At 64.8% G+C, this 14,480-nt stretch carries 14 protein-coding genes and 3 tRNA genes; 11 read left to right on the top strand and 6 right to left on the bottom strand.

Annotation, left to right across the window (positions count from 1 at the left end; all coding sequences use genetic code 11):
* Positions 1-12: 12 nt before the first annotated feature.
* Positions 13-1,383: a peptidoglycan DD-metalloendopeptidase family protein gene (locus J1M43_RS14480; RefSeq protein ID WP_307823491.1), complete on the bottom strand. Its 1,371-nt coding sequence runs from the start codon at positions 1,381-1,383 to the stop codon at positions 13-15.
* Between the two features lie 207 nt (positions 1,384-1,590).
* Between J1M43_RS14480 and J1M43_RS14485 the strand changes: the two genes are divergently transcribed.
* From J1M43_RS14485 to J1M43_RS14505, 5 genes are all read left to right on the top strand, one after another.
* Positions 1,591-1,663 (top strand) — tRNA-Glu (locus J1M43_RS14485).
* Positions 1,664-1,689: 26 nt separating this feature from the next.
* Positions 1,690-1,763: transfer RNA gene (locus tag J1M43_RS14490), tRNA-Asp, on the top strand.
* Positions 1,764-1,835: 72 nt separating this feature from the next.
* A tRNA-Phe gene (locus J1M43_RS14495) sits at positions 1,836-1,908 on the top strand.
* Between the two features lie 180 nt (positions 1,909-2,088).
* A complete protein-coding gene (locus J1M43_RS14500; RefSeq protein ID WP_033105248.1) occupies positions 2,089-2,661 on the top strand; it encodes a hypothetical protein in 573 nt (190 codons plus the stop codon).
* On the top strand, positions 2,640-2,993 hold the full coding sequence (locus tag J1M43_RS14505; RefSeq protein WP_206477116.1) for a hypothetical protein: 354 nt from the start codon (positions 2,640-2,642) through the stop codon (positions 2,991-2,993). The genes J1M43_RS14500 and J1M43_RS14505 overlap by 22 nt, the downstream gene beginning before the upstream one ends.
* Positions 2,994-3,207: 214 nt before the next feature.
* On the opposite strand, the gene J1M43_RS14510 is transcribed toward J1M43_RS14505, so the two are convergent.
* Entirely contained in the window at positions 3,208-3,408 is a 201-nt protein-coding gene (locus J1M43_RS14510) for a hypothetical protein (protein WP_206477427.1), read from the bottom strand.
* 153 nt (positions 3,409-3,561) lie between these two features.
* Between J1M43_RS14510 and J1M43_RS14515 the strand changes: the two genes are divergently transcribed.
* Complete coding sequence (locus J1M43_RS14515) at positions 3,562-4,695, top strand: Fic family protein (RefSeq protein WP_241245502.1); 1,134 nt, start codon at positions 3,562-3,564, stop codon at positions 4,693-4,695.
* A 1,107-nt stretch (positions 4,696-5,802) separates the two neighbouring features.
* On the opposite strand, the gene J1M43_RS14520 is transcribed toward J1M43_RS14515, so the two are convergent.
* Positions 5,803-6,948, bottom strand: a complete 1,146-nt coding sequence (locus J1M43_RS14520) for a glutamate--cysteine ligase (protein WP_206477118.1) — start codon at positions 6,946-6,948, stop codon at positions 5,803-5,805.
* A 67-nt stretch (positions 6,949-7,015) separates the two neighbouring features.
* On the opposite strand from J1M43_RS14520, the gene J1M43_RS14525 reads away from it, so the two are divergent.
* The 5 genes from J1M43_RS14525 to J1M43_RS14545 are packed head-to-tail and all read left to right on the top strand — an operon-like array spanning position 7,016 to position 11,190.
* The gene (locus J1M43_RS14525) at positions 7,016-7,822 is read left to right on the top strand and encodes a class II glutamine amidotransferase (RefSeq protein WP_206477119.1); all 807 of its coding nucleotides are present in this window, start codon (positions 7,016-7,018) and stop codon (positions 7,820-7,822) included.
* Between the two features lie 46 nt (positions 7,823-7,868).
* Positions 7,869-8,654: a DNA/RNA non-specific endonuclease gene (locus tag J1M43_RS14530; protein WP_206477120.1), complete on the top strand. Its 786-nt coding sequence runs from the start codon at positions 7,869-7,871 to the stop codon at positions 8,652-8,654.
* Positions 8,651-8,995: a hypothetical protein gene (locus J1M43_RS14535; RefSeq protein ID WP_307823492.1), complete on the top strand. Its 345-nt coding sequence runs from the start codon at positions 8,651-8,653 to the stop codon at positions 8,993-8,995. The genes J1M43_RS14530 and J1M43_RS14535 overlap by 4 nt, the downstream gene beginning before the upstream one ends.
* A gap of 31 nt (positions 8,996-9,026) precedes the next feature.
* Positions 9,027-10,427, top strand: coding sequence for a threonine/serine exporter ThrE family protein (locus J1M43_RS14540; RefSeq protein ID WP_206477121.1), 1,401 nt, complete (start codon positions 9,027-9,029; stop codon positions 10,425-10,427).
* 55 nt (positions 10,428-10,482) lie between these two features.
* The gene (locus tag J1M43_RS14545) at positions 10,483-11,190 is read left to right on the top strand and encodes a hypothetical protein (RefSeq protein WP_206477122.1); all 708 of its coding nucleotides are present in this window, start codon (positions 10,483-10,485) and stop codon (positions 11,188-11,190) included.
* A gap of 74 nt (positions 11,191-11,264) precedes the next feature.
* Here the strand turns inward: J1M43_RS14545 and J1M43_RS14550 are convergent, their stop codons facing one another.
* The 3 genes from J1M43_RS14550 to J1M43_RS14560 form a co-directional block, all read right to left on the bottom strand.
* The gene (locus J1M43_RS14550; RefSeq protein ID WP_206477123.1) at positions 11,265-12,287 is read right to left on the bottom strand and encodes a tripartite tricarboxylate transporter substrate binding protein; all 1,023 of its coding nucleotides are present in this window, start codon (positions 12,285-12,287) and stop codon (positions 11,265-11,267) included.
* 74 nt (positions 12,288-12,361) lie between these two features.
* Entirely contained in the window at positions 12,362-12,910 is a 549-nt protein-coding gene (locus J1M43_RS14555) for a tripartite tricarboxylate transporter TctB family protein (protein WP_206477124.1), read from the bottom strand.
* A complete protein-coding gene (locus J1M43_RS14560) occupies positions 12,907-14,418 on the bottom strand; it encodes a tripartite tricarboxylate transporter permease (protein ID WP_206477125.1) in 1,512 nt (503 codons plus the stop codon). Before J1M43_RS14560 ends, J1M43_RS14555 begins: the two co-directional genes overlap by 4 nt.
* Positions 14,419-14,480 lie beyond the last annotated feature (62 nt).

The following is a 14,480-nucleotide window of genomic DNA, read 5'->3' on the forward strand; positions in this document are numbered from 1 at the left end:
TCGTGCTCGACCTCAGACCGAAACGCCGCGTGCCGCCATGAAGTCGATGGGGTTGGTGTATCCGCCCCGGATGTAGACCTCGAAGTGCAGGTGGCAGCCGAAGGAGTTCCCGGTGTTGCCCGCATAGGCGATGACCTGACCGGACTCGACCCACTGACCGTTGCGCACCGCGAGCGAGTTGATGTGGGCATAGCCGGTGCCGACGCCGCCGCCGTGCTGGATACGCACGTAGTTGCCGTATCCGCCGTTCCAGCCGGCATAGTCGACGGTTCCGGCGTTGGCCGCGAAGATCGGCGCCCCGCAACCGTTGGCGAGGTCGACGCCGTAGTGGAATCCGCTGGAGCAGTAGCTGTTGCCGCACTGGACCAGGCGCGCGCCGTAGCCCGAGCTGCGCCGTCCGTCGTGCGGGCGCGTCCAACCTCCGGTGCCGCCACCGTTGTTGTTGTTGGCGGCCGCAGCTGCGGCGGCCGCTGCAGCGGCAGCGGCAGCCTCTTCAGCGGCCTTTTTTTCTCGAGCCTTGCGCTCTTCCTCGGCGACGCGCACGCCCTCCTGGTAGTCCGCGACGGTCTTCGCGGTCGTGTCCTGGAGCGCTGCGAGTTGTGCTTCGAGCGTCGAGAGGTAGGCCGTCTGCTCATCGAGCGCGGCCTGAGCCGCTTCGGCCGCCGCTTGAGCGGCGATCATCTTCTCTTCGGCCACCTTCTGCAGTCGGTCGCGCTCTGTGCGTGCGACCTGCGCCTGGTCGCTGATCGACTGCGCGGAGTTGCGGGCCGCGACAGCATCGTCGTAGACGGACTGGTTGTAGTCGAGAAGCTTGTCCATCGTGCCGAGTTTGGAGAGCAACTGATCGGCGTTGGCTGCGGATCCGGCGAAGAAGAGCTCGAGGGCGGTGTCGTCGCCGCCGTTGCGGTAGAGCTGTGCGGCTACCTGTCCTGCCTTGGTGGCGGACTCGTCTGCGATCTTCGCCTGCGTGTCGGCCTGCGCCTGGAGCTCATCGGCCTTCGTGATCGCGTCGAAGAACGCCTGCTGTGCGGCGTAATACTCGTCGCCGGCCGTCTTTGCCGCTGCCTGGGTCTCGGCGACCTTCTGGGTCAGCGCATTGATGAGGTTCTGGATGCGCGTGATCTCGGCGGCCTTCGCTGCCTCGTTGTTCTTCGCCTGCTGGACATCGTCCCAGCTGGGGTACGAGGCGGCGTAGGCGGCGTTGACGCCGGAGCCGATGCCGAAGGCGCTGATCGCTGCGACGCTGAGGACGCCGAGGCCGAGGGCGTTGCGCCGGGTGAGAGTGCTCTTCTGCCAGAAGGTGCGCCGCTCGGTGAGGCTCGGTGCGCAGCCGCACGAGTCTCCCGCTTCGCGCGCAGCATCCATCGCGGACTGCTCGTTCACGTGGCCCCTTCCACAGGTTTCACTCATGCCACAGTAGCAACATCTTCAACATCCGCAACAGCAAATTGGGATGCCGTGAAGGGCAGGTGCCGTCGATCATCCTGCCGAAACGCCCGGGCGGAAAGGCTGCGTGCCCTCGATTAGCGTTTTGGTCAGATCATCCTTTATGCTTGAGCGTCGGCAAGGAAGTCCCCCGGGACACCCTTCGGCCCCATCGTTTAGCGGCCTAGGACGCCGCCCTTTCACGGCGGTAGCACGGGTTCGAATCCCGTTGGGGTCACTCCGTCCGATACAATTTAAAAGCATGGCCCTGTAGCGCAGTTGGTTAGCGTGCCGCCCTGTCACGGCGGAGGTCGCGGGTTCAAGTCCCGTCAGGGTCGCTCTAAGCGACGGGCCCTTTTTTCGAAGAGGGCCTTTCGTCTAGGTTGCGGCAGTTCTACGATTTGCCGCATGGCTCTGTAGCTCAGTTGGTAGAGCGCACGACTGAAAATCGTGAGGTCACGGGATCGACGCCCGTCGGAGCCACAAGGTGACCGTTACAGTCATCCTAGAAACCCTCGCCTAGCTTCTAACATGGCGGGGGTTTTGCTTTGCCCTGATGGGTGCCGGTTTCCGCACCTTTCTCTGGGACTGTTCCGGCTGGTCGTTGAGCGAGCGCAGCGAGTACTTTCCCTGCTCCACGACGAACAACTCGAAGGCAGACGCGTGGGGCGCACCTGGCTCGTCGACGAGACGTCGGTTGCCGCGCGAGCATCACTCGGCGTTTCAGCAGGACGACCATGGACCGCGGCAACCATCCGTCGCATCATGGGTGCGCTCTCGGACGGCGGCCGGCTCGGCACGCGTGACACCGGTCTAATCATGCGTACCAGCACCGACGAGCTCGCGGCGAAGATAGGCCAGGCGATCACGGTTCGCCGATACTCCACAAAGTGGATGGAGCGCGTGGCCGAGCACCTCACGCTTACCGGGGAGAGCGCGATCGATCGGATCACTACCGAGCCGGGGCGGCAGTTGCACGCCGGTGCCCGCGGTCTCCATGGATATGTTCGCAGCGGCGGCTCACTTCGTGCGCTTACGAGCGCTGCGCGCCTCGTCGAGGATTCGACTGGTGACGTTTTCGTCTACCGGATTCGCGACGATGCGTTCCCCTGGCAGGAGACGCCCGTCGCGCTCGTCGCAGCAGACTGCTTCCGATCGACGTCTACGCGCGTCCGATCAGTCGGAATCGACGCACTGGGGCAGATGAGGGCGCAATGGTTGACGAACATCGCCTGACGGACGTCGACATACTCCTGAACCTCGAAGCAATCGCCGCCGACGTCAGCGCTGTGGCCGGACCGCTCCAGCGCCTGGGCATGCGTCCCGTGGAGCCCCGTGGCCCCTTCCACAGATTCGCTCGAGGCGAAGATATCGTCGACGTCATGGTCACCAACCTGGCAGGCCCCGCGAGATGGATGTCGCGCCCCATCATGCGCGCCCCTGGTGCCACGCTCGCGCTGCAGGATCCCGACATCTACATCGTGAAACCGACGGCCACGACGTTCAGATCGCCGTTCCTCGCACACCGGCAGCACTCGTGCTCAAGGCCGCCACCTTCAAGAACGTGAGAACTTTCTATACTCATTCAAGGCTGGCCTCCGGCCTGCTGTGCGGGCACCACCGGACACAGGCTTACAGTTGTGGATCCGAACTATCGGCGAACCTGCGTCCGCTTTCAATGTCCTCGCTAGATCCCCCGTCCACTTTCAATCTCATGCCCATAATGTAGGTAGATCCAAATACACTTACATTGTGGACGTCGAACGCTTCGGAACCAGCCCTCTAGTTTTTCTTGGTGTCCAGAACTTCGGCGTTTGTCTTTAGTTTTTGAGCTGAGTTCGTCGAGTCGATGCGTGGTTCAGGCGGCTTTGCCGAGTCGGGCGTTGTCGATGTAGCCGGTGACGTGTCGCCGATCGCGGGCAGGATCCGGTCATCGAGATGGACGTAAAGTGTGATCAGGAGGGTGTTGAGGTCGGTATTCACACATTGGGCTTAACACCCTCTGCCAACGATTAACAGCCTCCACGCCGTTCACAGCCAATCGGACTCACTCATCTAGGCTCCCTCACTCCCATCTCTGGCGTCGATGGACGCTTCAACCGTCCGTTCGAGCACTTTGCCTATGTCGCAGATCCGCTGACTGACGAACCACAACTCGAAGGTGCTACCTGGCACGCGGTCACTCGAGCCAGTCGAGCGCTCGCACGACTCGACCAAGCCTCACGCCAAGTCCCCAACCCACGACTGTTCCTCCGCCCTACGCTCCGCCGCGAAGCGCAAAGCACGTCCGCGCTCGAGGGCACGTTTGCCCCTCTTGAGCAGGTCTTGGCTTCCGACGCAACCGAGATCAGCGGGCGCAGCAAAGAGCTTCAAGAGGTCCTCAACTACATCGAAGCCGCCACCCTGGCATACGACGCGGTCGAGCAAGGACGCACCATGAACGTCGGTCTTCTAGAGACAGTGCACGCCATCCTCGTTCGCGGCACCGATGCCGACACCGAGCAGGCCGGGCGAGTGCGCACATCGCAGGTCGCGATTGGGAGCCCGACCGGTGCCATTGAGGACGCTCGTTTTGTCCCGATGCCTCCAGGAGTCGCTCTAGGAGTAGCGGTTCAAGACTTCACACAGTGGATCAACCGAAGCGGTGCAGCACGCGATCCCATCGTTGCTGCCGCAATGGCCCACTACCAGTTCGAGACGCTCCACCCGTTCAACGACGGCAACGGGCGCATCGGTCGCCTGACGGTCGTGTTGCAGTTCATGACTGACGGCCTTGTCGGTGAGCCCCTGCTCAGCGTCTCACCCTGGCTTGAGGCGAGACGCGCGACCTACCAGGAGCACCTCGCGCAAGTCTCAGCCACTGGTGATTGGAACCCATGGATCGCATTCTTCGCAGAGGGGATCGCCGCGTCTGCCGAGGACGTAGCCCATCGCGTAAATCGGATACTCGCTGTTCAGGCACGCTACGTGCAGATTCTTCAAGGAGCGGGGGCACGTGGCGTTATTCGCGACATCGTTGACGCGCTGATCGGGGACCAAGTCATAACGGTGTCGCTCATGAGCGACCGATTCGGCCGAACGCCTCAGGCTGTATCACCAGCGATCCAGAAGCTAGTCGATCTTGGGATACTGTCAGGCCCGTACGGCACCTATGGGCGCCAATTCATCGCCGATGATATCTTTCTTGCCGTCACCGCGCCCCCCGGACGCGTACCGCTCCCTGATGATCCGCTTCGTCATGAGACTAACGATGAACCTTCTCGCCTCTGACGCATGATGAGCCAGGCACAAACAATTCCAGCGCCGGGGGCGCCGCTGCGACAGAGCAGAGCAACAGCACGGCGACGATGAGCGTGCCTACATCGATCGACAGTTCGTCAAGAGGCGAGTCCATCAAGGAGCCTCATTGCAAGGCTAGCGACGATCGACCCTAGGGCCCCGGAAGCTGTATCTCCGGAGAAGGAACCCAGCCATCGCAACGCAGCAGGGAGTCTCGGATCGGAGACATCACGTCGTTCGATCACGTCGTCCACAACACCCACTGCACGAGAGAGCTTGGCCCGCGTCCCGGGTTCTGTGACTATCCCAATGAGACGTTCCGCCTCGAACGACAAGGCCGTCAGGTCACGCTCAGCGGCCTCCAAGTGATAGGAGAACGTACCGCTATTGCGCTGGTCGCCAGCACCAAAGTGAGCTGGCCCATTCACGATGATCCGTTCGGCGTGCGGCCCATACGCCTCCCCAGGAGTTTTGAGTTAGCCGCCCCGCAGTCGGCGGTTCCCCCATCAACAACTGGATCAGACCATACTCAGGGAGAACGATCTGCCCTCGCCGCACAAGGTCACGCGCAAGCTGGATCGCCTCTTGCGGCGTGACGCCATAGGACGCCCATGCCTCCCGAGTCATCGGGACATCTGTATGGGTGTCTCTCGCGATCGCACGCCAACTCATCAGAACGTCATGTCCGAGTTCCTCAAGCTGTTCGTCCGTCAATGTGGTCGCTGTCACCTGTCGGACTCGATAGGCGGCGCCGGCCCCAACTACTACAAGCAATAGGATCGGCAGGCCGATCGAAATCAATCAGGCACGGACCCTCCAAGATGACGAACTTCCGGACAGCCTACGCAGGCGCAGCTATCTGTGCCGGTTCCGTGCCGGTAGCTCCACTGAAACCACTCCAAACCAGCCGTCACCAACGATGATATCTTCCGCGGAATCACGCGGCGAACGGCGACCAACGGGTACCCGCTACCCCACGGAATCCAACTGAAACTCGCGAGGTCACGGATCGACGCCCGTCGGAGCCGCTGTCCCTCAAGAGGCTTTTACTCTTGGGGGCCCTTTCAGTTAAGTCCTAGTCCGAGTAAAAGGTTGCCGTCAGGCGTCGAGCCCGGCTGTCGCCGTCGCGAGGTCGGCGACGACATCGCTCAGTTGGCCGGTCTTCTCGAGCACCGCACGCTGACGCATCGCGCCGTTGCCGCGAGTGAAGATCCGATCGACCTGCTCCTCGACACGCGCCTCGTCGCCGTTGTCGCGCAGCGCCGCACGAACGTGCTCGATGAGGTCGGCGACGACCTCGCGTGCGGCACGGGGTTTGAACGTTCGGGGATCGATCAGGTCACCTTCGATGCCGAACCGTCCGGCCTGCCAGCTCATGAGCCTCAACATCGAGACTGAGATAGGCAGCGGGTCCTCCCCCGCGCTCCATTCGGCCGCGGCCGTGTCGACGAGGGCGCGGCACAGTGCGGCGATCAGCACGGTGTCCGCAGCATCCGGACACACATCGGCGACACGGATCTCGACCGTCGGGTAATGATGCGACAGCCTCGCATCGAAGTAGACCATGCCCTCATCGAGGATCGCGCCGGAGGCGATCATCGAGGAGACGAGCTCGTGATACCTCTCGGCAGTTCCGAACGCCTCGGTCGGACCAGCGGTAGGCCAGCGCACCATGGCCTGAGAGCGGAAACTCGCGTACTTCGTGTCTTCACCCTGCCAGAACGGAGAGTTGGCGCTGAGCGCGAGCAAAACAGGAAGCCAGCCTCGGATGCGGTCGAGCACACCGACGCCTTCATCGTCCGATTCGATGGAGACGTGCACGTGGCATGCGCCCGTGAGCTGCTCGGTCGTCGTCATTCCGAAGTGCTCGACCATCTTCAGGTATCGAGGCTTGCCGACGATCGCGGCTCCGACCGGCAGCGGCGATGTCCCCGAGGCAATCACCCGAGCGCCCGCACGACGCGCCGCGGTGATCGCATACTCCCGCCACGCCCGCACACCGTCGCCGAGCGCGACCATGTCGGTGTGCGGAATCGTGTCGGTCTCGATCTGCTGCTGCTGGAGTTCGTGCTCGAGCGAACCACCTGGCGCGTCGTCGGGCGCGGCAGGCTCGGCGCCGTTCGCCGGCTCAGCAGGCTTCGCAGTCTCTTCCGCATACTGCAGGGTGCGAGCGGCAACCGATCGCGGTCGCCCGCTCTCGGCATCGACCAGCAGCAGTTCCTCTTCAACACCGACGGTACGCATGCGCCCAGTTTGCCTGTACGGGGCGAAGAGAGAAAGCTCGAGGTGAGAACGAGAGGAGAATCGCATCGTGTGCAGATTGCTCGGCTATGTCACCACGCGCCCGACTTCGGTCGTCGACGTCCTCGGCCGTGAAGACTTCGAGACCTTCACCGCCCTCACCGAAGTGCACAGCGATGGCTGGGGCATGGCATGGCACCGCTCGCTCGACGCGCCGACCGAAGCGGTCTCCTCGGCGCAGAACGCCTCGGTCGATCCCCAGTACAGCTCGCTCGCAGAGCAGGCACTCGGATGCTGCGGCCTCGTGCACCTGCGCTGGGCGACGGGAGGTCTACCGGTGTCGCCCGCGAACACCCACCCGTTCACCGATGCCGGATACGCATTCGCCCACAACGGCCACATCGCACCGATCGCACACCTCGAAGAACAGCTCAGCACGGCGTCGCGAGCGAAGCTCATGGGCGACACCGACAGCGAGCGCTACTTCCGCCTCCTCATGCAGTGCATCGATGAGGCTTCGGGTGACGAGGCACGGGGCGTCACCCGCGCGCTCGAGATCCTGGTGCGCGAGTTCCCGAACTCGAGCCTCAACGCGCTCCTTCTCACGCCGACGCGGCTGTTCGCGATCCACATCAACAGCCGCGTCGATTCGCCCGTCGAGTCCCTCCGAGAGCTCTTCGAGTCGGATGAGGCGATGCCGGCGAGTCACGCGACCGAGTACTACGCGATGGACTACCGCATCACCGACGACGCCGTCCACGTCATCTCCAGCGGCCTGGACGCCGAGGGATGGACGCGGATCCCCGAAGACACCGCCGTCGTGATCGACCTCGCCACCCGGGAGATCACGCGACTTCACCCGGTACCGCTCGCGTGAGCGGTGACGGTACACACCGCACCGCCGCATCGGGCACGATGGACACATGACTGACGGGTACGACGCCGGGTTCCTGGCCACACCGCTTCCGATCCCCCGCCCCGTTCTCGACGTTCGCGAACTCACCTATCCGCGGTTCTCCGTTCTGGTCGAACCGCAGCGCCGACTCGCCGCAGTCACCGGCGTCAACATCGACGGCGCCCGGCTCGTCGATGTGCCGCGCACCGGCGATTGGCGCCTCGATCCACGGCTCCCGGCAGACGAGCAGACCGGTCCGGATGTGTACGCGCGAAACGACCTCGATCGTGGCCACCTCGTGCGCCGCCGCGACCCCGGCTGGGGCGCGCCCGCTGAGGCTCGAGACGCCACGGAGGCGACGTTCTTCTACCCGAACGCAGCGCCGCAGGCGGCCGGCTTCAACCAGTCCAAAGAACTCTGGCTCGGTCTCGAGGATCACGTCCTCGAATACGCCGAGACCACCGACCAGCGCGTGTCCGTCTTCACTGCGCCGGTGCTCGCCGATGACGATCCGCCGTATCGCGGCATCCGAATCCCCCTCCGCTTCTGGAAGATCGCCGCATGGCAGGGCCCGACCGGGCTCGCGGCGACGGGCTTCATCCTCGACCAGTCCGACCTCGTCGACATCTCCGAGGGGCTTCTCGCCACACCACCGCTGGGGGCGTTCCGCACCTTTCAGGTGCCGATCGCAGACATCGCCGACATGAGCGGCGTCGACTTCGGTGCCTTGCCGGAAGCCGACGTGCTGGCGGCGCAGGCCGTGCGCCCGGAAGGCTGGCGCACATTGGTCGCCGCAGAAGACGTGATCCTGTGAGCGCGAACCCGCCCGTGCCCGCCGGCGCAACCCGGCGCATCGAACTGACCATGCACAAGCCGTGGTTCGCCCTCTACGCAGGCGTCAGGCCGACGCTCGTCATCGCAGGACGCGGTCAGCCGACGCAGTGGGGCCTCGGCACCTGGCAGGTTCCATCCGATGAGACTGTGACGCTGGGCGTCTTCCTCTTCAACAGGCTCTGGCGCTTCGGCGAGGCCGAGATCGTCCTTCAGCCCGACCATGAAGCAGCGCTCGAGTACCGCGCACCCGCATTGCCGTTCATTCGCGGCCGCTTCCGCCTTCGTACACGCTCCGGCGCGCCGCAGAGCCCGCAGGGGTGACGCCCAGGCACCTCCTCGACACAATGGAGGTATGTCCCCCGAACGCCAGTGGAGGTTGTTGACTTCCGTCCGTCGCGCCATCCGCACCGATCCCTCGAAGGTCGCACTCACCGAGATGCACGCCGTGGTGGGCGAGACGGTCGTCGTCAAGATCCTCGACCTCGCACTGCGGATCGGGGAATCGATGTTCGCCGTGGGGGCCTCGGCGCACGACGTCACCTTCGCCATCACCCGCGTCGCCCGCGTGTACGGCCTGACCGGGGTGCACGTGGAAGTCACCTTCAGCGCGATCAGCGTGTCGTACCACCGGGGCGAAGAAGACTGGCCGACCACCCTGATGCGCGTGGTGCGCGCGGCATCGCCCGATCACGCGAAGCTGCAGCGACTGCAGGCGCTGGTCGTCGACATCACCGAGGGCTTGGACCTGGATGCCGCGCGGATGGCGTTCCGGATCATCCGGCGCACGCCGTTCCTCTACCGTCCCCTCGTCGTGATCATCGCGCGTGCGCTGCTCACCGTCGGCGTCGCCATCCTGCTCGCCGCATCGCCGATCATCATCCTGCTGACCTTCATCGCCGCCCTGTGCGCGGCGTTCACGCAGGCCGGGCTCGCGCGCCTGCAGGTTCCGTCGTTCTTCAGCCAGATCGCCGGCGCGTTCGTCATCACCGTCATCGCGACCGCGACCTCGGCCCTCGGCGCCGCCGGCATCGCTCCGTTCGATCAGGTGCAGCCGTCGATCATCGTCGCCTCTGGCATCGTGCTGATGCTCTCCGGGCTCACCGTCGTCGGTGCGGCTCAGGATGCCATCGACGGATTCGCACTCACCGCCGGCGGCCGCATCCTCGATCTCACGATGCAGACGGTCGGAGTCGTCCTCGGCATCCTCATCGGCCTCGAACTCGCGCGGCTGGTGGGCTTCAGCATGGCGCTGCCAGATGACATCCTGCCGTTCGGCTCACTCGCCCATCAGATCGCAGGCTCCGTGATCATCGCCGTCGCCGTCGCGCTGTTCAACGGCGCGGGGATGCGGATCATCCTCGTCAGCGCAGGACTGAGCGTGATCGCGATCGTCGGTTACAACCTCGCGGTCCTCCTCGACATCCACGAGGCCGCCGCGAGCGGCGTCGGCGCGCTCATGGCGAGCTTCATCGGCATCCTGATCGCCCGGAACTTCCACGTCCCGTCCGTCGCCGTCACGACGGCGGCGATCGTCCCGCTCGTTCCCGGTTCGGCGGTCTTCCGCGGATTGCTCGGGATGGTGGATTCGAACGGCACTGCCGAGGGGATGCTGGTGAGCATCAGTCCGCTCGTGCTCGCAGGTTCGATCGGCATCGGCCTCGCCGCGGGCGCATCGCTGGGACTCTACCTCGGCACCCCGTTGCGCGAGACTCTGGCCAGCGTCGCGAAGTCGCGCGCCCGCGTTCGGCGCTGACCGGCGCCGGGTAGGGCGCATTTCCTCAGGTCGCAGCCCGACCTAAAGTTGATGCATGCCCACACCATCATCGTTGCGCCCGCGCACCAAGCGCCCTCGGTGGAACGTGATCATCGAGAACGACCCGCGGGATCCGGCCTCGGGATGCTCTCTCGATGACGTGCTCGCGAACGATATCCTCCACGGGCGGCGAGACCCGTTGCTGCGGCTGTGGCAGACCGATGAACGAGCACTCCTGATCGCCGCCGACGCTTCAGCGTCGGGCTCGCCCGTCATCGAGGCGAGTGGGGTGCACCGCGTCACCGGCGGTGGACAGTGGCTGGCACCAGGGCCGGCCGCGATCCTCTGGTCTGTGATCGCGAACGAGGAGGCACTACTGTCGGCCGGGGCCGCGAACGTTGCGGAGGCCGCCACGGAATGGGCGCTCGCATCGCTGCGCCAGCTCGGACTGCAGGCGAGCGTGCGTGAGGACGGGGCCATCATGACGCCTATGGGACCCGTCGGCGTCTCTTCGATCACCCGTCGCACGTTCGGCGACGCCGAGGTGCTGATCGCGCAGGGCATGATCGACTACGCCATCGAACCCGCTGATCGCGCGGCGACCGAACTCCTCGGCGGCGATACCGAGAACGTGCGCAGCCAGTCCGGGCTGCCACTGCCCCTCGTGCGCGACCGCTTCATGCGCATGGCGCGCACCCTCTACCTCGCGCGCCCTTTGGCCATACCGCCCGACGAAGAGAAATCACTCACGACCGAGGAATGACATCGCGCCTGGACGACGAGAAGGGGGTCGTGAACCGGATGTCTCCGATTCACGACCCCTGTGTCCTCGACAGATCAGCCGCCGTATGCCTCGGTGATCAGGTCGACGTACTCCTTGGGCGAGTTCATCACGTTGGTGACGAGCGTCTGCACGTCCTCGCCGCTCAGGAAGTGGACCGGGCGACCGGCTTCGGCCGCCTGCTTCTCGAAGGCAGGGTCGGTGAGCACTGCTTCGAACGCGTCGCGGAGCACCTTCAGCGTCGCCTCGTCGACCCCAGGAGGGGCGCCAATGATGCGGCCGCTCGACACGAGGTCGGAGTGCAGCTCAGCGAGCTCCTTCTTATCGGCAGGAACGACATCGACTAGGTTCGCCACGTCGGCGATCTCTGCCTCGCCGGTGTTTACACCGATCACGAGCAGCGGCGTGAGGTCGCCGGCGAGGATGCCCGGCAGCTGACTGCCGAACGAGCGCGAGTGCAGATCGACGTTGCCCTGCACGACGTTCAGGCTCGCCTCGTTGCTCGATGCGAAGCCGGTGACGACTTCGGCCTTGAGGCCGAGCAGCTCGTTCAGCACGACCGGGTCGATGTACTCGTTCGATCCGGGGCCGGTGGCCGCGAAGCGCGTGCCGGCCATGTCCTCGACCGTCTCGATGTCGGTCGAGCCGCTGCCGACGACGACGTCGGGCTCGGAGCTGATCTGACCGATGTAGCTGATCGCCTCGGCGTCGTACTGCACGCCGTCGGTCTTCGCCAGCGCCGCACCGAGGTGGCCAGGGCCGTTGAACATCGCGATGGTGAGGCCGTCCGCGTCGGCGCGGACGAGCTCGTTGGTGGCAAGGATGCCACCGGCGCCGGGCCTGTTCTCGACGATGACCGTGGCATCGAGCTGCTTGGCGAGCTCCGGTGCGAGCATGCGGGCGTAGACGTCATACCCTCCGCCCGGATCGAACGGCACCACGAGCGTGATGGTCTGGTCCTTGAATGCGGCGGCCGCATCCTCAGCGCTGGCCGGTGCGGCTGCGGTGCCGCTGGATGAGCATCCGGCCAGTGCGCCGACGATGGCGACTGCCAGGATGCCTGCTGCGATCTTGCGCATGGTAGATCCTTTCGAGTTCGGGTGCCCGTGACAGGACCCGGTGAGGTTGAAGTGGTGCGGGTGGGAGGAGATGATCAGGCGAGTCCGAGCAGGCCGCCGGGCAGGGGCAGCTTGAGCGCGATCTCGAAGGCCACGAAGACGAGGCCGGTCAGGCATGCGGCGTAGATCGCCGCGAACCACCACGACTTCTCGGCCTGGAACTTCAGGTACCCGACGGTGAACACGACGAGCGCGACATAGATTCCGAACACGGCGAGGCCGATGAAGAATCCTCCGAGCCAGCCGAGGGAGCTGAGCCAATCGCGACCCGTGAGGCTCTTGAAGAACTCGTACTCCTGCTCCGACATCGACTTCGCGACCTCGGGGATGTTCGTCTTGGGAGCGTCGGGCGTGCGCGGGAAGAACAGCACCCGGATGAGGAAGCAGAGGCTGGCGATCGCGCCGGCAGCGCTCACCCCGAGCGGGAAGTACCCGGCGAGGGCGGGGAAGCCTAGCGCCATCGAGAACGCCATGACGAACAATCCCAGCAGCACCGCGGTGATGATCATATCGGACTTGTTCACCCGCTTCCACCACGAGACGTGCTCGGCGGCGGTCGGGGAGAAAAAGGCTTCAGTGCTCATACGAGACCTCCCGTGAGAGTGCGTGCCTTCTTGGCAGCGCGCTTCTTGAGTCCGACACGGACCGCGGTGAACACGATCATCGCGCCGATGATGACCTCGATGACGACGACACCGGGGCGGTTGAGCCAGGTGAACTCGAACAGCGAGTAGCTCACCGTGAAGTACCTCTCCAGGATCTCACCAAGCACGAGGCCGAGCAGCAGCGGGATCCGCGGCCACTTGAAGCGGCTGCCGAGCACACCGATCGCGAGGAAGACGAGCATGATCCAGACGTCGTCGAGCGAGTTCGTGTTCGAGTACGCGCCGATCGTGAGCATCACGATCAGGAAGGGCACGAGCACGCGGCCGGTGACCGAGGTCAGTTTCGCGAGGGGGCGGATCAGTGCGAAGCCGATGATCACCGCGACGATCGTGCTGAGCACGATGATCCACACGAGCGACAGGGTGACGTCGAGATGCTCGTCGAGCATCTCCGGGCCGGGGTTGAGGCCGAGGATAAGGAAGGCACCGAGCAGAACAGCCATACTGGCGCCGGACGGCACGCCGAAGGCGATCGTCGGGACCAGGTGACCGCCGTCCTTCGCTGTGGTGGTGGCGCCGGCTGCCACGACGCCCTCGATGGAGCCGTTGCCGAACTCCTCTGGGTGCTTCGAGGTCTGCTTGGCGTGACCGTAGGCGATGAACTGCGAGACCGAGCCGCCGAGGCCGGGAAGGATGCCGAGCACGGCACCGATCGCGCTGGCGCGCAGCATCAGCCACCAGTGCTTGAAGCTGTCCTTCACGCCTCGCATCACGCCGCCGAGGTTGGGGGGTGATGCCTGCTTGTTGCCGCCCGTCTTGTCGAGCATGGTCTGCAGCACCTCGGCGCCGCCGAGCAGGCCGACGACCACAGGGACGATGCCGATGCCCTCCCACAGGTGCAGGCTACCGAATGTGAAGCGCTCGACGCCGACGTTCGGATCGATGCCGACGAGCGACAGCAGCACGCCGAGGGTCGCCATGACGAGGCCCTTGTTGATGCTGCCGGTGGACAGCGAAGCGATGAAGGTGAGACCGAGGACGGCCGCGGCGAACAGCTCAGGGGCGCTGATGCTCATCATCAACGGCCGCATGACGGGTATCAGCGCCATCAGGAGCAGAGCGCCGAAAATGGCGCCGATCGCCGAGCTCGACAGCGAAGCGCCGAGCGCACGGCCCGCCTGCCCCTTCTTGTTCAGCGGATATCCATCGAGGACCATCGCCGCGGCGGTTGGCTCTCCAGGGATGCCGAACAGGATTGAGGTGAAATCTCCCGCGATCGCGGAGACGACATACATGCCGAGCAGCAGCGAGAACGCCGGGATCGGATCCATGCCGAAGGTCACCGGGATCAGCAACGCCAGTGTCACGGCACCGCCGAGACCCGGGAGGATGCCGACGAAGAAGCCGATGACCACGCCGATGAGAAGCATCAGCAGAGACATCGGGCTCAACGCTTGGCCGAGCGCACTCATGATCGCGTCGAGCATGCGCAACTCCTCTCTGGCACCTTCGCCAGGACGGGTGACTGTGTGCCGCCGAGTACGGGTGT

This window comes from Microbacterium sp. KRD172 (assembly GCF_017168295.1).
Taxonomy (GTDB): Bacteria; Actinomycetota; Actinomycetes; order Actinomycetales; family Microbacteriaceae; genus Microbacterium; species Microbacterium profundi.